This window comes from Leuconostoc sp. (assembly GCF_965300815.1).
In genome coordinates this window covers 1-16,562 of record NZ_CBDKZH010000001.1, presented here as the reverse complement: position 1 = coordinate 16,562, position 16,562 = coordinate 1, and the positions used below count along the sequence as shown (strand labels likewise).

The 16,562-nt window shown below is 44.7% G+C and carries 17 protein-coding genes; 13 read left to right on the top strand and 4 right to left on the bottom strand.

Annotation, left to right across the window (positions count from 1 at the left end; translation table 11 throughout):
• The coding region (locus ACW12G_RS00085) for an aminotransferase-like domain-containing protein (protein WP_455647007.1) at positions 1-1,213 on the bottom strand (1,213 nt) is incomplete at its 3' end.
• 117 nt (positions 1,214-1,330) lie between these two features.
• Here ACW12G_RS00085 and pdxS point away from each other — a divergent pair.
• Together pdxS and pdxT are read left to right on the top strand one after the other, a co-directional pair.
• The gene (gene pdxS / locus ACW12G_RS00080; protein WP_455647019.1) at positions 1,331-2,215 is read left to right on the top strand and encodes a pyridoxal 5'-phosphate synthase lyase subunit PdxS; all 885 of its coding nucleotides are present in this window, start codon (positions 1,331-1,333) and stop codon (positions 2,213-2,215) included.
• Between the two features lie 12 nt (positions 2,216-2,227).
• On the top strand, positions 2,228-2,782 hold the full coding sequence (pdxT, locus tag ACW12G_RS00075; RefSeq protein ID WP_455647006.1) for a pyridoxal 5'-phosphate synthase glutaminase subunit PdxT: 555 nt from the start codon (positions 2,228-2,230) through the stop codon (positions 2,780-2,782).
• A 266-nt stretch (positions 2,783-3,048) separates the two neighbouring features.
• On the opposite strand, the gene ACW12G_RS00070 is transcribed toward pdxT, so the two are convergent.
• Positions 3,049-3,777 carry a helix-turn-helix domain-containing protein gene (locus ACW12G_RS00070; protein WP_455647005.1) on the bottom strand — a complete coding sequence of 243 codons (729 nt, stop codon included), beginning with the start codon at positions 3,775-3,777 and terminating at the stop codon, positions 3,049-3,051.
• 99 nt (positions 3,778-3,876) lie between these two features.
• On the opposite strand from ACW12G_RS00070, the gene ACW12G_RS00065 reads away from it, so the two are divergent.
• On the top strand, positions 3,877-4,134 hold the full coding sequence (locus ACW12G_RS00065) for a helix-turn-helix domain-containing protein (RefSeq protein ID WP_080973660.1): 258 nt from the start codon (positions 3,877-3,879) through the stop codon (positions 4,132-4,134).
• An 81-nt stretch (positions 4,135-4,215) separates the two neighbouring features.
• Positions 4,216-4,653 (top strand): cysteine peptidase family C39 domain-containing protein, encoded by a 438-nt coding sequence (locus ACW12G_RS00060; protein ID WP_048699915.1) that lies wholly within the window; start codon positions 4,216-4,218, stop codon positions 4,651-4,653.
• Positions 4,654-4,701: 48 nt separating this feature from the next.
• On the opposite strand, the gene ACW12G_RS00055 is transcribed toward ACW12G_RS00060, so the two are convergent.
• Positions 4,702-5,730: a multidrug resistance efflux transporter family protein gene (locus ACW12G_RS00055; RefSeq protein ID WP_455647004.1), complete on the bottom strand. Its 1,029-nt coding sequence runs from the start codon at positions 5,728-5,730 to the stop codon at positions 4,702-4,704.
• Between the two features lie 305 nt (positions 5,731-6,035).
• Between ACW12G_RS00055 and tyrS the strand changes: the two genes are divergently transcribed.
• The 9 genes from tyrS to ACW12G_RS00010 all read left to right on the top strand — a co-directional run bounded on the left by tyrS (position 6,036) and on the right by ACW12G_RS00010 (position 15,619).
• The gene (tyrS, locus tag ACW12G_RS00050; RefSeq protein WP_455647003.1) at positions 6,036-7,283 is read left to right on the top strand and encodes a tyrosine--tRNA ligase; all 1,248 of its coding nucleotides are present in this window, start codon (positions 6,036-6,038) and stop codon (positions 7,281-7,283) included.
• 73 nt (positions 7,284-7,356) lie between these two features.
• Positions 7,357-8,346, top strand: a complete 990-nt coding sequence (locus ACW12G_RS00045; RefSeq protein WP_278364348.1) for a D-2-hydroxyacid dehydrogenase — start codon at positions 7,357-7,359, stop codon at positions 8,344-8,346.
• A 173-nt stretch (positions 8,347-8,519) separates the two neighbouring features.
• Positions 8,520-9,389, top strand: coding sequence for an NAD(P)-dependent oxidoreductase (locus ACW12G_RS00040; RefSeq protein WP_147000884.1), 870 nt, complete (start codon positions 8,520-8,522; stop codon positions 9,387-9,389).
• A gap of 72 nt (positions 9,390-9,461) precedes the next feature.
• Positions 9,462-10,451, top strand: coding sequence for a YeiH family protein (locus ACW12G_RS00035; RefSeq protein ID WP_334104306.1), 990 nt, complete (start codon positions 9,462-9,464; stop codon positions 10,449-10,451).
• A gap of 261 nt (positions 10,452-10,712) precedes the next feature.
• The gene (locus tag ACW12G_RS00030) at positions 10,713-11,204 is read left to right on the top strand and encodes a hypothetical protein (protein WP_455647002.1); all 492 of its coding nucleotides are present in this window, start codon (positions 10,713-10,715) and stop codon (positions 11,202-11,204) included.
• Positions 11,204-12,022: a sensor histidine kinase gene (locus tag ACW12G_RS00025; RefSeq protein ID WP_455647001.1), complete on the top strand. Its 819-nt coding sequence runs from the start codon at positions 11,204-11,206 to the stop codon at positions 12,020-12,022. Before ACW12G_RS00030 ends, ACW12G_RS00025 begins: the two co-directional genes overlap by 1 nt.
• On the top strand, positions 12,019-12,744 hold the full coding sequence (locus ACW12G_RS00020; protein WP_455647000.1) for a response regulator transcription factor: 726 nt from the start codon (positions 12,019-12,021) through the stop codon (positions 12,742-12,744). Before ACW12G_RS00025 ends, ACW12G_RS00020 begins: the two co-directional genes overlap by 4 nt.
• Before the next feature lie 101 nt (positions 12,745-12,845).
• Positions 12,846-14,702 carry an FAD/NAD(P)-binding protein gene (locus ACW12G_RS00015; RefSeq protein WP_455646999.1) on the top strand — a complete coding sequence of 619 codons (1,857 nt, stop codon included), beginning with the start codon at positions 12,846-12,848 and terminating at the stop codon, positions 14,700-14,702.
• A gap of 98 nt (positions 14,703-14,800) precedes the next feature.
• The gene (locus ACW12G_RS00010) at positions 14,801-15,619 is read left to right on the top strand and encodes an HAD-IIB family hydrolase (protein ID WP_068851223.1); all 819 of its coding nucleotides are present in this window, start codon (positions 14,801-14,803) and stop codon (positions 15,617-15,619) included.
• Here the strand turns inward: ACW12G_RS00010 and ACW12G_RS00005 are convergent.
• Positions 15,616-16,524 carry an alpha/beta hydrolase fold domain-containing protein gene (locus ACW12G_RS00005; RefSeq protein WP_455647018.1) on the bottom strand — a complete coding sequence of 303 codons (909 nt, stop codon included), beginning with the start codon at positions 16,522-16,524 and terminating at the stop codon, positions 15,616-15,618. The genes ACW12G_RS00010 and ACW12G_RS00005 overlap by 4 nt on opposite strands.
• Positions 16,525-16,562 lie beyond the last annotated feature (38 nt).

The following is a 16,562-nucleotide window of genomic DNA, read 5'->3' as shown; positions in this document are numbered from 1 at the left end:
CTTCAACAATGGGTAAATTGAGTTGCCGGCACCGCGCAATCAGGGCGTGCCGTTCAGCTAATGGCATGGTTTGATGTTGCTGCTGGGCGACCAAGTCGGCTAAGTTGGGTTGGCTCAAGAGTTGGGTTGCCAGATACTGGGAAAAAATACTGATGCCGGATTCCATTTCTTGGCGAATTTCTGATAAGCGCGTAACGATGGCCGGTGGGGCAATCAACCAACCAATTCGGGTGTCAGCACCACTAAACTCAGAAAGGGAACCGATATAGATCACATTATTGGGGTCCAATTGTTTAAGCGTGGGGATACTTTGCTGACTAAGCGCGAGTGTGAAGCCAAAAGGATCGTCTTCAACAATGGGTAAATTGAGTTGCCGGCACCGCGCAATCAGGGCGTGCCGTTCGGCTAATGGCATGGTTTGAGTCGTTGGGTTTTGATTGGTTGGATTGACGAAGACGAATTTTAAATGGTGTTGGTAATATAAATGTTGCAAATCGTCGAGGGATAGCCCGCCATTTTTTGTGCGTGGCACGCCAAAAACCCGAATACCGGCGACTTGAAATAAGGCGAGTTGGTACAAATAAGAGGGCGATTCAATGGCAATGGCATCACCATAGGATAACAATCCTTGGGCAATTAAGAAAAAGGCTTGCTGGGCACCAGCAGTAATCAGGAGTTGCTCATCTGGCAGGGGTTGGTTGAGATAGGGGTGCAAGTGTCGCCTGATTTGTGCTTTTAATGCGGGACTACCACTCATTGCGTTGGCGGTGTTTTGTTGCAGTAGCGTGGCCATGGCGATACTTGGGAGTGCTAGCTGACGTAAAGGCGCATTTTCGGTCTGACTGTCGGCTAAATTTAAAACTTCCGGCTGTTGTCGTAATTGTTTGAGTTGCACCATAAAGCTTTCCGGATCACTTAAACGATCCGTTGTAAAATAGTTTCGCCAGTTGACATGTGCCGATAAAACACCCCATTTGCCCGAGTTAACCCAAGTGCCACTCCCTTGTTGCCGCAGTAAAATCCCTTGGCTGACTAATTCATTGAGGGCGTGTTGGACGGTTGAACGGTTGACGCCTAAGTCATGTGCAAGTTGGCGTTCTGGTGGCAGTTGTTCACCTGGTAGTAAGGCGCCTTGTTCAATCCCTTGTAAAATGACATTAATCAGCTGCAAGTAGACGGCCTTTTTGTCGTGTGATGGTAGTTGCCAGCGCAAGATCGGTGCTCCTTTTAAATTGGTTGGTCAAAAATTAAACCAATTGGTTGTTCTCAGTCAATTCAGCATAACTTAAAATAGAATGAAATTCAAATCACAAACATTAGAGGAGTATGAATCATGGAAAAAGGCACCACATTGGTTAAGCGCGGGATGGCACAAATGCAAAAAGGCGGCGTGATTATGGACGTTGCCAACGTCGAACAAGCAAAAATTGCTGAAGCAGCTGGTGCTGTAGCTGTCATGGCCCTAGAACGTGTCCCATCTGATATTCGCGCTGCTGGCGGTGTCGCACGCATGTCTGATCCAGCTATGGTCGAACAAATTATGGCCGCCGTAACAATTCCGGTGATGGCAAAAGCACGCATTGGGCATTTTGTTGAAGCACGTGTGTTAGAAGCGGTTGGCGTGGATTACATTGATGAAAGTGAAGTGCTAACCCCAGCAGATGACACCTACCACATTGATAAAACGGCCTTTGAGGTGCCATTTGTGTGTGGCTGCCGTGATCTTGGCGAAGCCTTACGCCGGATTGGTGAAGGGGCTTCAATGTTACGGACCAAAGGTGAACCAGGGACGGGCAATATCATTGAAGCAGTCCGCCACATGGAAAAAGTTAATGAACAAATTGCGCAAGTGCAAGCGGCCAACCCGAATCAATTAATGACGATTGCCCGTGATTTGCGGGCACCGTATGATTTGGTGACCTACGTTCATGAACATGGCAAGCTGCCAGTCATTAATTTTGCTGCGGGCGGTGTGTCTACGCCAGCAGATGCTGCCTTGATGATGAACCTTGGCGCTGATGGGGTGTTTGTGGGTTCAGGCATTTTCCACTCCGAAAATCCTGAAAAATTTGCCAAAGCCATCGTGGCCGCAACGGCGCATCCCACTTATTACGCTTTGATTGCCGAAGTGTCAAAAAATATTGGTAATCCTATGAAGGGGATTGAAATAGCCACGCTTTCAGAAGACCAAAAAATGGCCAGTCGTGGCATCTAAGGGAGAATGGGCATGATTGTTGGCGTATTAGATTTACAAGGGGCAGTCAGTGAACATGTTGACATGTTGACTAAGTGCCAAGTTGATGCAAAATTAATCAAAAAAGCTGCCGACTTATCGGGCATTGATGGGCTTATTATGCCCGGTGGGGAGAGTACAGTGATTTACAAATTGCTCGTACAAGAACAACTACTTGAGCCGTTAAGACAGTTGATTCAGGTTGGCTTACCAGTTTTTGGCACCTGTGCCGGAATGGTGCTTTTAACCCAAGCAAAGGCATTTGGCGCGTTACCAGCAACGGTGGTGCGTAATGGCTTTGGCCGGCAAAAAGATAGTTTTGAGCAAGCCATTTCGGTGGTTGGATTTGATGAACCGTTTCATGGTGTTTTCATTCGGGCGCCGTATCTGACAGCTGTTGATGAATCGGTAACGGTTTTGGCTACAATTGATGACGAAAAGGTGATCGCGGCGCAATATGCACATATTTTAGTGACCGCTTTTCATCCAGAATTGACAGCTGATACACGTTTTCATGAAAAATTTATTCAGTTAATTGCGAATAAATGATTTCATATAACACAATTGTTATAAAAAGTCACGCATATATTTTACGCAAAAAAATAGCGTTATAAATTGAATTTTTTAAGCCAACAATTTGATAGAATACTAGGTGAGGCTGTTACATATTGAAACAGAGTTCTCAAACTAGGGGTACCTATGCTAAACATCTAACTTAAGACAGACTTTAGGTCAGGGTAGTGATGAGTGGTGTAGGTTTTTTATTGTCTAAAATTAAAAAATCCCAGGTACCGCTACACGCGGTGCCTGGGATTTTACTGTGGCCAAGATTGCATAGGGATGCGGGTAAGATGCTGAATACGCCGTTGAAAAGTTGCCAATGGTTCGGGGTGTACGGCACTCAACCACACAGAAGTGAACGTAATAAGTACGTCAAGCATGTAGGTGGCGTCGATGGCTTTTGATTGCCATTGTTGGATAAGTTGTTTGTAGCGTCCTTTAATAAAGCGTAACCAAGTGTCTTTCAAGTATGGACGGGTGTATAACAGGTGCAATTTCTGCCGTTCGGCATATAAGCGTGGCGCCATATGGGTTGAAAAAATCGTGATCAAATCTTCGTGTGCGATAAGATGCATTTCAACTGTGGGTTTAATCTGGTCGTCAACGGTGACCATAAACTGATTAACGAGTGCATCATAATCGGGAAAGTGTTGGCAAATTTGCGTGATTGAGAGATTCGCAAACTGGGCAATTGTGGCATAACTTGGCGGTTTACTGGCACAATACATGAGACTCTCCAAAAAACCACGTAAGATTTGTTCTTTTTCTTGCGTGCAGTGTTGTTGACTTGATTGGGTGATGAAAAAGTCATGTGGTAAGTGATACTTTTCAAGGATAGCAAGCAACATATCAGCGGTGGGCTGACTTTGATGGCGCTCCCAATTGGAGACAGCTTGATAGGAAATATAAAGCGTATCTGCCAAATCGCGTTGGGTGAGCCCTTTTGACTGTCTTAGCAATTTAATCTGGTGACCAATTGTCATAATTTTCTCCAAGCGTTTTGATGCGATCTTCGTACAATGATAGTATTGGCAGAAATCCAATAGTATATGTCGTGGTAGGCAGACGAAAATAAGGAGAAAATGATGTTGGATCAGACACGTTATCAGCAAATGACCATTGCACAGTTAAAGCAAATTACTGGTGGCCATCAATTACCTCAAAATTTAACAGCACTTAGAACCGGGGCACGACTTAGCCGTCGGGATTTGGCGGACAAGTTAAATGTTTGTACCTCAACCATTGCGCGTTATGAAGAAGGTAAGCGGGTACCCGATGTTGATCTCATTATTCAAATGGCGGAGCTGTTTAACACAACTTGTGACCGTATGTTGAAATAATGACCATGACTAATCTAAAACCTATTATAAACGGATAACATGATAAGCAGCGTGCCGATATGGTATTTGCTAGAACATAAGATGACACAACAAAACTTCCAATATATCGCACAAGAAGATGAAATGGCTTGTGGGCTGGCAGCCCTAGCCATGGTTATTGCCCACTATGGGACATCTCCAGCGCTGTCACGGCTACGCCAATTGACGCAGACTAATGCGTTAGGCACAACAGCCTATGGGTTATTGTCAGCAGCGCAAACGCTTCATTTTGACACGTTGGCTCTGCAAGCAGATCAGACGTTATTAACCCAACCTGATTTACTGTTGCCATTTATTGCCCATGTCCGACAACCCACTGGCGACTATCATTATGTCGTGGTTTACGGGCGAGCTGGGCAGGACTTATGCATGGCAGATCCAGATCCTGCAGTGGGGAAAATTAAGCTGTCGCTATCAGCATTTAGTCGTATGTGGACTGGGGTTGCTTTGTTCATCACACCACCGTCGGCAAGCACCTAATGGCACAAAAAAACTGCCAAAAGACAGGCAGCTTGTTTTCGGATGGGTTTATTCACGAATCGCCAGCATAATAATGCCACCTACCATCAACGTCAACCCTAACAGTTGGCTTGGCGTGGGGAGCGCATGGCCAAGAAACATGAGGCTGAGGAGCACGGAAAACACCACTTCCATGGATTGGGTCGCTTCAACGGCAGCTAATTCTCGCATATTATGTGCCGCGAGTTGGGTCGCTTTAAAAAAGAGCACGGTTGCAATAACACCAGAAGATAAGGCGACGACAAAGTTATTGATGACTTGACCCATATGGGGTAAGCCGACCTGATGATAGGAAAATCCGGCAATTAAAAGCCACACAGGATATGAACAAATCAACATCGCAAGCACTTTTTCAGTTGCCGTCATGCTCGGCTCAACCACTGCCATAATTTTACGATTCCCCAGCGGATAAGCGACAGCGCCAAGCATGATGGCCCCAATTGCCAGCAGCATGGGCGTGATATGTTGTAAGTGATAGAGAAAAGCGGCGACGGTTAGCAAAACACCTAGTAAAATGACCAACATCCACGGCAGCGATGCCAGTGGGATTTTTAGTGCTTGTTTTTGCCCATTTGGTCGTGTGACTTTAACCAATGGGGTGGTTAATACCCCAAAGATAATCGTGAGTTGCCAAGTTGCTGAAATCAGCCAACCAGGGAGATAATCAACCGCCCAACTCAGGGGCACATAAAACAACACAAAGCACACTTGTGACCAGATGAGCCACGCCATTAAGTTTTGTTTGATGAAGGCCAGGACGCGTGCCAAATTGGAACCCAAATAACGGTTCACAATCAGCATTAAGGGCAGCATCCAAAGATAACGTAGGGCAGCCGTATAGCCCCAGTAGCCTTTGGCATTGGCCATGACTTCGTAAACGATAAATGTGATCGAAAAGAAAAAAGCGGCCACAATACCGATACTAATGGCTTTTAAACGGTTTGATATCGCAACATCCAAAAAGTAATTTAGGCGATATAAGGCCATTCTACCAGAGAAAACGAGGATAACTGGAAATGATGTGAGTGTTGCTGTCATGGACGAAGCATTCATGCCGTAATTCTGATAAAAATCACATATTGATCAGATTATCTGATATAATAAAAACATCATCAGTTGATAAAGACACAGATTGGCGCGTCAAAGAAAGTTAGTGGGTGCTGTGAACTAGCCCGCCCCTGTGCTCGAGTTACACAACATTAAGTAGTATGACGTCTGCCGCGATAAGGCGTAATAAGTGGTAGGTCCGATGACTTACAATTTAGGTGGTACCACGGTTAAAACCGTCCTATAGTTGCTATAGGACGGTTTTTGCTATTTTAACGACAACAAAGGAGAGACAGATGAATTTTATTGAAGATTTAAAATGGCGTGGCGCGTTAAACCAGGTCACAGATGAAGCAGGGTTACTAGAAGCAATGGCCGATGGCAAGATTGGTGCTTACGTTGGGACAGACCCAACTGCTGATTCTTTGCATCTTGGACACCTCATTCCATTTATGGTGTTAAAGCGTTTCCAAAACGCTGGTGGTAAGGCTGTGATTATTGTTGGTGGGGCGACAGGCGCCATTGGCGACCCACGGCCTACAACAGAACGTCAACTTTTGATGCCTGAACAATTGGCTGAAAACGAAAAGGGCATCACAGCGCAAGTAACAAAACTCTTTGGTGATGATGACACCCGTATTGTGAATAACAATGATTGGCTAGGCAAGTTGACATTGACAGACTTTTTACGTGATTATGGGAAGTTGTTCTCAATTAACGTGATGTTGAAAAAGGATGTCGTGGCGTCACGTTTGGAAACAGGAATTTCATTTACTGAATTTACTTACCAAGTGCTACAAGGAATTGATTTCCATGAATTGTGGCGTCGTGAGGACGTTAAGTTACAAATTGGTGGGTCGGACCAATGGGGTAACATCACGTCGGGAATTGATTTGATTCATTCGTTAGAGGGAAATGACGCTAAAGCGTTTGGGCTCACCATTCCTTTGATGACAGACTCAACCGGTAAGAAGTTTGGTAAATCTGAAGGGAACGCGATCTGGTTGGATCCAAAGAAGACCTCACCTTATACTTTCTACCAATTCTGGTTGAATCAAAGTGATGCTGATGTGGTGAAGTACTTGAAGTATTTCACTTTCCTAAGTGTAGATGAAATTGAGACGTTGGCGAAGGCCGTTGAAACTAACCCAGGTGAGCGTTTGGCACAACGTCGTTTGGCACAAGAAGTGACGAAGTTTGTCCATGGTCAAGTAGCCGTTGAAGACGCAGAAAAGTTATCAGCTGCCCTCTTTAGTGGGGATGTGGCAACGCTTTCGGCTGCGCAAATCGGGGATGCCTTTGGTGGTGTGCCAAGTTTTGACACACCTAATGAAATCAAGAATGTGGTGGACTTCCTGGTTGATGGCGGTGTGGAACCCTCAAAGCGTCAAGCACGCGAAGACGTGACGAACGGCGCTATTACAATCAATGGTGAAAAAGTGACCGATGTCGCAGCTGAAGTGGATCCTTCAACACACTACGATGGGCAATTTGTATTGGTCCGTCGTGGGAAGAAGAAGTATTTCCTCGGCAAAGTAAAATAATCAAAAAGCACGCTTTTAGCGTGCTTTTCGTTTACAATAAATATGAGTATCATAAGAGAAAGGTGAGCAAAATATGAAAATACTCATGTACAATACAGTTCCCGAAGAACAACCTTTTGTGACTGCCTGGATGGCCAAAACTGGGCACGAAGTGGTCACATTATCAGAACCATTAACGGTTGATAATGCGGGACAAGCCGCGGGATTTGATGCGGTCAGCACGCAACAGACAACGGCAATGCCAGCGCCAGTCTATCAGATACTTGCTGAAAACGGGATTAAACAAATTGCCTTGCGCCAAGTTGGCTATGATGTTTTTGATGTGCCCGCGGCCTTTAGTCAAAAAATCCGACTTTCTAATGTTGCGGCCTATTCACCACGGGCAATTGCCGAATATACCTTAACCCAGTTATTTAATATTTTACGGCATAACAAGCAGTTTGAGCGGGCCATGGCCACTGGCGATTACACATGGGCAGCCGGTGGCCAAGCACGGGAAATTTATCAGTTAGCAGTTGCTATTATTGGTGTTGGTCGCATTGGCTCGGCTTTTGCGCAAATGTTGCATGCTTTGGGAGCCAAAGTGTTAGGTGTTGATCCAGTTTATCGTGCGCAGAACGAAGTATTTATTGAATACACAACATTAGATGATGCTTTAGCACGTGCCAATGTGATTAGCTTTCATACCCCTTTAAATGAGGAAACGCGCAACTTAGCGGATCAAGCCTTTTTTGACAAAATCCAACCAGGTACCATCCTATTAAACATGGCCCGTGGGGAGATTGTGGATATGACAGCTTTAGAAACTAGTTTGAATACCGGTCAATTATACGGTGCAGCGGTTGATGTGACGCCCAATGAAAATGCGTTTATGAACCAAAAGCAGGCAGTGACAGATTTACCAGAAAATATTCAACGACTAACGCAATTGGATAATTTTTATTTATCACCACACATTGCTTTTTATACGAATACAGCCATCAAAAACATGGTTGAAATGGCGTTAAACGATGCGGTGACACTTGCTAATGGTGGGTATACGGATAATGAAATTCTACGGTAGAGTGGGTCATTTATCTGGCGGGCGTTACAAAGAAAAATATTAGAAAAAAATCAGGCAAATTTTCTGAAAAAACAACCAAATGACGGTTGTTTTTTTTAATGGTCTGATTGATAATAAAGGTTATGTAATAACTATGTTGGCAATCGTATGGCAATTGTTGAGGGAGAAGCAATATGAAGATTGGCTTTGTTGGAACGGGCGTCATGGGCACTGGCATGATTAATAATTTATTAGCCGCCAAGCACGACGTGATCGTGTATAACCGAACACGTGAGAAGGCGGACGATGTGATTGCCAATGGCGCACGTTGGGCAGATTCGCCAGCTGCAGTTGCTCAGGCTGCTGACATAACATTTACCATGGTTGGCTATCCAAAAGACGTGGAAGCGGTGTGGACTGGTCAAGACGGGCTATTTTCTGGCGCCAAGTCTGGCGATATTTTGGTTGATATGACGACCTCTACACCTAAATTAGCTGAAAAGCTTGCCACAATGGGGCAAGAACTTGGCATTGGCGTGCTTGATGCGCCGGTTTCAGGTGGTGATATTGGGGCTAAAAATGGGACACTATCCATTATGGTTGGTGGGGCATTGGCCACGTATAACCAAGTATTGCCGATTTTCCAAGTGATGGGGCAAAACATTGTGCTTGCTGGTGATGCCGGTAAGGGTCAGCATATGAAAATGAGCAACAATATTGGGGTTGCTGCAACAGTTATTGGGATGGCAGAGTCTATGGCCTATGCTGAGGCGGCAGGCTTAAATCTTGACGCTGCTTACAATATCTGGCGGAACGGTGCAGCAGGCTCATGGTCGGTCACCAATTATATGCCACGGATTATGGCAGATGATTTTGCGGCTGGTTTTTATGTGAAACATCTATTAAAAGATTTGCGTATTGCATTAGATGCAGCCGCTGAGATGGCTATTGACCTACCAGGCACAGCACTGGCAGAGCAATTGTTTGCCAAACTCAATAAAACCCATGGCGATGAGGGTGTACAAGCCATTGTCAAATTATGGGCAGCATTTGCGTCAGCGTAACAGCATGTTTCACGTGAAACGTCGTTTGGAGAGCAACTCAGAATTCAATTTTGATTGTAAGGGAGATAATATATGGCAATTAAAAGGAACATGATTTTAGGGATCGTGGCCACATTCATTGTGTCAGTTATTGCAAAATATTTATCTGTCTGGCTACCTTTTCTAGGGGGCGAGGCGATTGCAATGCTGATTGGTATTGTGCTCGGTAATACCATCTTGCGTCACGAAAAATTTGCCCCAGGTATGAAGTGGGCGGAAAAGTATCCGATTGAAATCGGGATTGCGTTGATGGGATTAACGGGTACATTGAGAACCATTGAGAATCTTGGTTTAAACGGTATTGTGTTCATCTTAATTCAAATGGCTTTGACAATTGTTGTTGTCCTTTGGATGGGTGGTCGCTTGTTTAAAGTTTCTGATAAGTCAGCGATGTTGATGGGCGCTGGAAATGCCGTCTGTGGTTCAAGTGCGATTGCTTCTGTGGCGCCAGCTATTGGGGCCAATGATGACCAACGCCGTACTGCCGTGGCCACAGTTAGTTTGACTGGTGTTGTCCTCTTGCTTTTGCTACCAGTGATTGGCCCTGACTTGGTTGGTAATAACAATCTTTTGTTGGGTGCCTTAGTCGGTGGTACTTTGCAGTCAGTTGGTCAAGTAGTTGGAACGGCCACTTTGATTAACCAATCAGTTGTCACGTACGCTACGTTGTTCAAGATGCTACGTGTCATTCTGTTAACCGTTGTGGTCGTGATCTTTGCCAAAATGGCACAACGCAGTGATAAGAGCATCGAAGCGGCGGCTAAAGGCGTTTCTGTCCCTTGGTTTGTCATCGTCTTCTTGGCATTCTTGCTCTTGGCTAGTTTTGTGAAGTTGCCGGACGTTGTGACACACTCAGCCCATGAAACGGCTAGTTTCTTCGGTGTTGTTAACTTGGCTGGTATTGGTTTGAACCTTAAGTTTGAAACCATTAAAAATTCTGGTGGTAAGTTCTTGTCTTATGGCTTACTGACCGGTGTAGCACAGGTTGTCTTAGCCGTGGCTTTGATTAAGGTGCTATTTTAATCATCTTGTCCACTTTTAAGGCAGACACATCAAAAATACGCGACCAATTGCGGTCGCGTATTTTTTTTGATAATTGGCGTAGCGATTAGGACTGATTTGCGTTAACATCTGATTTGTTTTATTATAGTTATTATAAAATGATGAAGATGACATCAACGTGAGAAAAATGATAATTGGCCAGCGATTGGCGAATGATGAATTTAAGCGTGACAAGTCACCACTGATCATGACACGCATCAAGGTGACGCACGGAGGAGTGCCATGCTAACAATTTTGTCATATATTAATTTGCTGATGCAACCACTGGCGTCGACGATTGCGGCGGTTGTTTGGTTTGGCCTATTATTGGGGCAACATCAGGTAGCACGTCGGACGATAGGGCAACTTTTAGGCTGGTTAGTCATCGTGACAGCGATCAGCCGTTGGCTGGTGCCAACAGCTTATCAGGTTAGCGTGACCTCAACACTACTCATTGTGAGTTTAGTTTATGTTGGGCGACGAATACAGCAAGCGACACCGCTTGGCGTGTTGTTACTGGATGCCATTGTGAGTTCGTTACTGGCTGCTTGGGTGTACAATGTCGCATTGGCCATATTGTCACTCCTGACGCTCCCCTTAGTCATTCAGTTACTCGGTTATTTAATGGCTGGGGTTGTGACGATTGTGGTCGCGATTGTACCGTATTTATATCGTTTCAAATGGTTAACCACCAGTTTTTTCAACGTCATCCCCAGCAACTTGGCGTTTTTTTAATGATTGGGTTTGGCATGCGTGGTTTAAACGATTATTTAGCTTATTTGTGGCATCATACAGCGTACCAAGGATCAGTGATGTGGGAAATATTATCGCTGGTGGGGGTGCTGCTGATTATCGGGCTGCCCGCATTGCGGCATCAATATGACCTATTAACGTGTAAATTACAGCAACGTGATCACATGTTAGCTGCAACACAGCAGTATACGAATCAGCTGGAAAAGCAATATTTGGCGTATCGCACATTTCGACATGACTATAAAAATATTTTAGCGAGTTTGGCTTACGGTATCCAAAATGGCAATATGGCGGATGTGCAATACGCTTATGAATCTGTGATTGCAACGAGCCAGCACGCCTTGCCAGAGACGCAGGTCTTGGCACTCCATTTAATTGCTAATGTGAATTTGCGTAGTATGTTGTTAGTGAAATATCAACAAGCATCGCAGCAAGGGGTGCAGTTTACCATCGATATTCACCAAGTTTTTCAACCGGTTGACTTTAAAGTGGATGATGCATTTTATCGCGTTTTTGGTATTTTACTCGATAATGCGATTGAAGCGGCCGTTGATACACCAGAAAAGTTGGTGACGGTTGTTTTCGTGGCTTCCGAACAAGTAGCAATCATCAATAGTTGTTTACATCAAATTGATTTACCAGTGGCTGAGCAGCTTGGTTATTCATCAAAACGAGGGCATGCGGGACTTGGTTTATATTTTGTCCATCAATTTTTGGCCCAACGACGTGATATTGAATTAGTAACGGTGACTGAAAGCCGTCGTGTCAGGCAAGCATTAACGTTTGGGGGTGCAAATTGACCCATTATTATATTTTAGAAGACCACCCACAGCAACAACAGCGGCTACAGCAAATTATTGGTGCGTGTCAGTTATTTGATCAACCAGCACCATTATTAGCCGCGTTACAAGCAGATCGCCAACCGAAAGTCATTTTAATTGATTTAGCGTTGCATCATGTCGTGCATGCCGGCCTTAATGTTGCCCAGGCCATTCGTAGCTTTGACAGTTTATCGCCGATTATTATTGTCAGTACGCATACTGAATTACTAGCGATGAGTTATCAATATCAAATCGGTGTGTTAGATTTTGTGGACAAATCATTGTGTGAAACGAAATTTAAGCAACGTATTCGCTCAGCTATCCGTGTTGCCAATCGCCATTTGGCGCTACAAACGCAACACACACCCGAAATTGTCACTTTGCCCAGTAGTCATCAGCGGGAAATTGTGGATGTGAATGACATGATTTATATTGCCAGTAATGTTATGGCCAGTCATCGGGCAACGATTTATTGTGAACAGCGCCAAATCGACTTGCGCGCGACAATGAAAACGTTGGCTGATTTGAGTGATAAGTTAATTCAAATACATGCGGCTTATGTGATTAATCGTGATAAAATTTGTCATTTAGACCGCCGCAATCATACCGTGATATTAGATACTTGTGTGGCGTTACCCTATTCAAAGCGGCATTTTAAGCAGCTTCAAGCGCTGTTAAAGTCGTCTATTGACAAAATGTAAGTTAAGTTTTTGAAAACGCGGTTAAAACCGACTATAATGGAAACTAGTTTACAAAATAATGGATAAGACGTTTTGATTAACGCTTTGGAGAATATAGATACATGCAAGTTGCAATTATTGGTGCTGGCCCTCGTGGTCTGGCTGTCGCAGAGCGACTTATCAATCTCGCTGAGGATGATACCAAGCTCGATATTGAAATTTTTGATCCCTATGCAATTGGTGGTCGTGTCTGGGATCCATTCATACCACAAAATCAGCAGTTTTTAATGAACACCGTGATTGATCAAATTACATTATTTAATGATGACTCAATCGAAAATGGTGGGAAGCCCTTACCAGGACCGAATTTACGACAATGGCTGGTAGGGCAAGCGGCAACATTTTTAGCAGCTCACCCCGAATTTGCGCCATTTTACCAGCAAGAAGTTGCCCGATTAAAGCAACCAGGTGACTTTGCCTCGCGGGGCATGATGGGCGTCTATGCGGCTTGGTTCTTTGAATGGTTAACGCAACGTGTACGTCAAAACCAAACGCTGACCTTTACACAACAAGCCGTCACCCAGGTCACGCCAATTGGTCAGAAATTCCAATTGACGTTAGCTGACGGCATACAAATTTTATCAGATCAAGTGGTGATGGCGTTAGGGCATTCCGATGATTATTTATCAGAAGAAGAGGCTGGTTTTAAAACATTTGCTGCGGAAAATCACCTTAAATACGTTGCGCCAACGCATCCAGCGGAAGCCGATTTATCATCATTTGATGAAAATGATACCATTATTGTCCGTGGCCTTGGCTTGAGCTTTTTTGATTATTTGTCCGCTTTGACTGTGGGGAAGGGCGGCCAATTTGTCCGGAATGCTGCCGGTGAACTAGACTATATCCCTTCGGGTCATGAGCCACATGTGATTGCGGGCTCACGTGGCGGGTTCCCACTACATGCACGCGGTGTCAATGAAAAGGACACGAGTGAATTATACGTACCAAAGTTTTTCACGTTACCAGCTTTAGACGCTTTTCGGGCAGCGGGTGGCGGTCATTTACAGTATGACGATTTTGAAAAATTAATAGTAAAAGAGCTTACTTACAAATACATTTTAAACCAACTGGCAATTATGCCTAATCGCTTGCCTTATGATCAAGCCGAAGCCTTACGCCAAGCTTTGTTAACTAGTGATGATTTAATGGCGACAGCAAAAGCATTTGGCTTGGATGATATACCAGCATTTGATATTGATCTCATTCGTAATCCAGCCCGTGATTTAGATGCTGCAGTTGACTACGCAACGTGGTTTAAAACGTATTTGCGAGCAGATATTGCCGATGCCAAATTGGGGAATAAGCACGCACCTTTTGCTGGAACATTTGATATTATGCGCGATGTGCGCGATCGGATTCGTTATGTGATTGAACATGATTATTTTGACGCAGACGCATATGAAAAATTCTTGCGCCAATTTAAACCATTCGATGTGTCAGTGTCAGTTGGACCACCGCTTGAACGAATTGAACAACTACTGGCTTTGATAGAAGCAGGGGTCTTTGAAGTGACAGCGCCACAAATTCATGTTGACACTGAGGGCCAACAATTTGTTGCCCGCGACGCCCGCCAACAAGAATTCCGTGGGAATGCCTTGATTGAAGCACGCTTAGGGGCAACAGATATTGGGATCTCAAGAAATCCAGTTATTGAAAACTTGCGCCAACAAGGACTGCTCGTGCAACCAACTCGGACACGCGCAGACGGGTCAACTTATCAGTTAGGCGCTGCGACATTTGATCGCCAAACTTTTGAAGTGATTGACCAAAATGGCAATAAAGTGCCACATTTGTATATTTATGGTATTACGCTTGAAGGCCTCAAGTGGTTTGGGACGGTGATTCCACGTCCTGGCGTCAATACGGTCATTTTACGTGAGGCTGCTTGGATTGCCCAACGTATTCTAGCGTATGCGTAAGTACTTAGTCACATTTGTCATGGTATAAATGTGGTAAACTAAAAATAGACATAGACGACTGCTAGAGAGCGAAAAAATAGAAGCGGAATACACGACTCATGGCAAATATTCAGCTGATTGCAACAGATTTAGACGGGACATTCTTAGCGGATGATAAGACGTTTGATCATGCGTTATTTCGGACTGTCCTCACCCAACTTAAAGCCCAGCATATTGCCTTTGCGATTGCTACCGGTGTCCATCAGACACGCATTAATCGCATTATGGCAGGCTTTTTAAATGACGGCATTAATTTTGTATCAAATAATGGTGCGCGGGTTGTGACTGGTGATGGTCAAGTGTTATATGAACGGGCGATCCCGCGCGCAACGTTAGCGCAAATTGCGACCTTAATTGCTAACTTTGAACCAAAACCGGACCAAGGGGTGGTTTACTCCACGGATGATACGGCTTATATCCCACGTGCATTTGCCAATGTTGTCATGGATAAGCACCTGAAGTATTTTCAACATATTGTCATTTTTGACGATGTTGCCGACATTGCGGAGCCAATCTTTAAAGTCACGATGAATTGGCGTGACTTTGATGAATTACAGTTTTATACTGCTGCTAAGCAAGCATTGGGACATGCTGTCCATGTGACCGAAACCGGCACAGGGGCGATTGATATTGTGCCTGCTGGTGTGAATAAGGCGGTGGGGTTGCAAGTCTTAGCGGATCACTTAGGGATTGAGATGGCCCATGTTGCTGCGTTTGGTGACGGAGGTAATGATGTTGAGATGTTAACGCATGTGGGTTATCCTTTCATCATGCCCAAAACGACTTTAGTGGGGGACTTTTTACCGGTTGTGGCTGATAATAACCATGATGGTGTCTCACGCACAATTTTACAATTATTAGCAAAAAACGACGCCTAGTATGAGGCGTCGTTTTTTGGTGTTGCTGTGATAAAGGCGTACTTTTGTTGATAGATGGCATCGGTATCATAATCAGCTGGGCCGTGGACACCACCTGGCACCCAAAGGGTTGTGGCTGGGCGCAATGTGGCGGCTTGGTAACGTTGCGCGAGATCGACACTCTGTAAATAAGGGACGACGGGATCTTTCGTGCCGGCAATTAAGAAAAGCGGCGGCATTTTTGGTGTCAAATACGTCGCAGGATTCGCCTGTTTAACAAGATCCGGAGCAGTTTCTGGTGCGTGATGGTCTAACATGATACCTTCAAAGGCATCAGCTGTACCGGTTTCTGGAAACTGAGGTGTTATGCCGAGTTGTTGGAACTGTTGCGTCATTTGGTCGACTTGATAAGGGCCATATAGACCAATGACGCGCTTGATTTCTGGTAAAGTCGTAATATCTGCTGATGATAGGGTGCCTAATGGCACACCGTCTGAAAAACTGGCAGCAGCAAGCACGGCTAATTGGGCGCCACTGGATTCGCCAATGAGCGTGAGGTGTGTTATATCTAATTGATAATCTGTTGCCTGTTGGGCCAAAAAATGAATGGCAGTACTAATGTCGGCAATTTGTTCAGGGAACTGATTATGTGTAGCGGTGTTGAGGCGATAATCCATACTCACCACCGCAAAACCAGCAGCTAAAAAGCGTAGACTGGGATTAAGTTTAAAAGAGGATTTTTGCCCGCGCAGTAAGCCGCCACCATATAAATCAAGAATAACTGGGAAAGCTTGCTGACCAGCAGGCAAATAGAGGTCTAACTGTTGTCGTGAATCTGGGCCATAAGCCACGTCGCGAATAACAGTATGCGCTGACTCAGGTACCGTGGCGGGGATGAAGTGATAAGGTTTGTCTTTGAATTGCATCATACACCTCTAACGTTTAGTTGTTACGCTCATTATAC

What these genes read in the sequence shown, in the direction of transcription:
- ACW12G_RS00025 (WP_455647001.1), top strand. Translation starts at nt 11,204, where the DNA reads ATGATTGGGTTTGGCATGCGTGGTTTAAACGATTATTTAGCTTATTTG.
- ACW12G_RS00005 (WP_455647018.1), bottom strand. Translation starts at nt 16,524, where the DNA reads ATGCAATTCAAAGACAAACCTTATCACTTCATCCCCGCCACGGTACCT.
- ACW12G_RS00060 (WP_048699915.1), top strand. Translation starts at nt 4,216, where the DNA reads ATGACACAACAAAACTTCCAATATATCGCACAAGAAGATGAAATGGCT.
- pdxT (WP_455647006.1), top strand. Translation starts at nt 2,228, where the DNA reads ATGATTGTTGGCGTATTAGATTTACAAGGGGCAGTCAGTGAACATGTT.
- ACW12G_RS00030 (WP_455647002.1), top strand. Translation starts at nt 10,713, where the DNA reads ATGCTAACAATTTTGTCATATATTAATTTGCTGATGCAACCACTGGCG.
- ACW12G_RS00070 (WP_455647005.1), bottom strand. Translation starts at nt 3,777, where the DNA reads ATGACAATTGGTCACCAGATTAAATTGCTAAGACAGTCAAAAGGGCTC.
- ACW12G_RS00055 (WP_455647004.1), bottom strand. Translation starts at nt 5,730, where the DNA reads ATGACAGCAACACTCACATCATTTCCAGTTATCCTCGTTTTCTCTGGT.
- ACW12G_RS00065 (WP_080973660.1), top strand. Translation starts at nt 3,877, where the DNA reads ATGATGTTGGATCAGACACGTTATCAGCAAATGACCATTGCACAGTTA.
- ACW12G_RS00035 (WP_334104306.1), top strand. Translation starts at nt 9,462, where the DNA reads ATGGCAATTAAAAGGAACATGATTTTAGGGATCGTGGCCACATTCATT.
- ACW12G_RS00010 (WP_068851223.1), top strand. Translation starts at nt 14,801, where the DNA reads ATGGCAAATATTCAGCTGATTGCAACAGATTTAGACGGGACATTCTTA.
- tyrS (WP_455647003.1), top strand. Translation starts at nt 6,036, where the DNA reads ATGAATTTTATTGAAGATTTAAAATGGCGTGGCGCGTTAAACCAGGTC.
- ACW12G_RS00040 (WP_147000884.1), top strand. Translation starts at nt 8,520, where the DNA reads ATGAAGATTGGCTTTGTTGGAACGGGCGTCATGGGCACTGGCATGATT.
- ACW12G_RS00045 (WP_278364348.1), top strand. Translation starts at nt 7,357, where the DNA reads ATGAAAATACTCATGTACAATACAGTTCCCGAAGAACAACCTTTTGTG.
- ACW12G_RS00015 (WP_455646999.1), top strand. Translation starts at nt 12,846, where the DNA reads ATGCAAGTTGCAATTATTGGTGCTGGCCCTCGTGGTCTGGCTGTCGCA.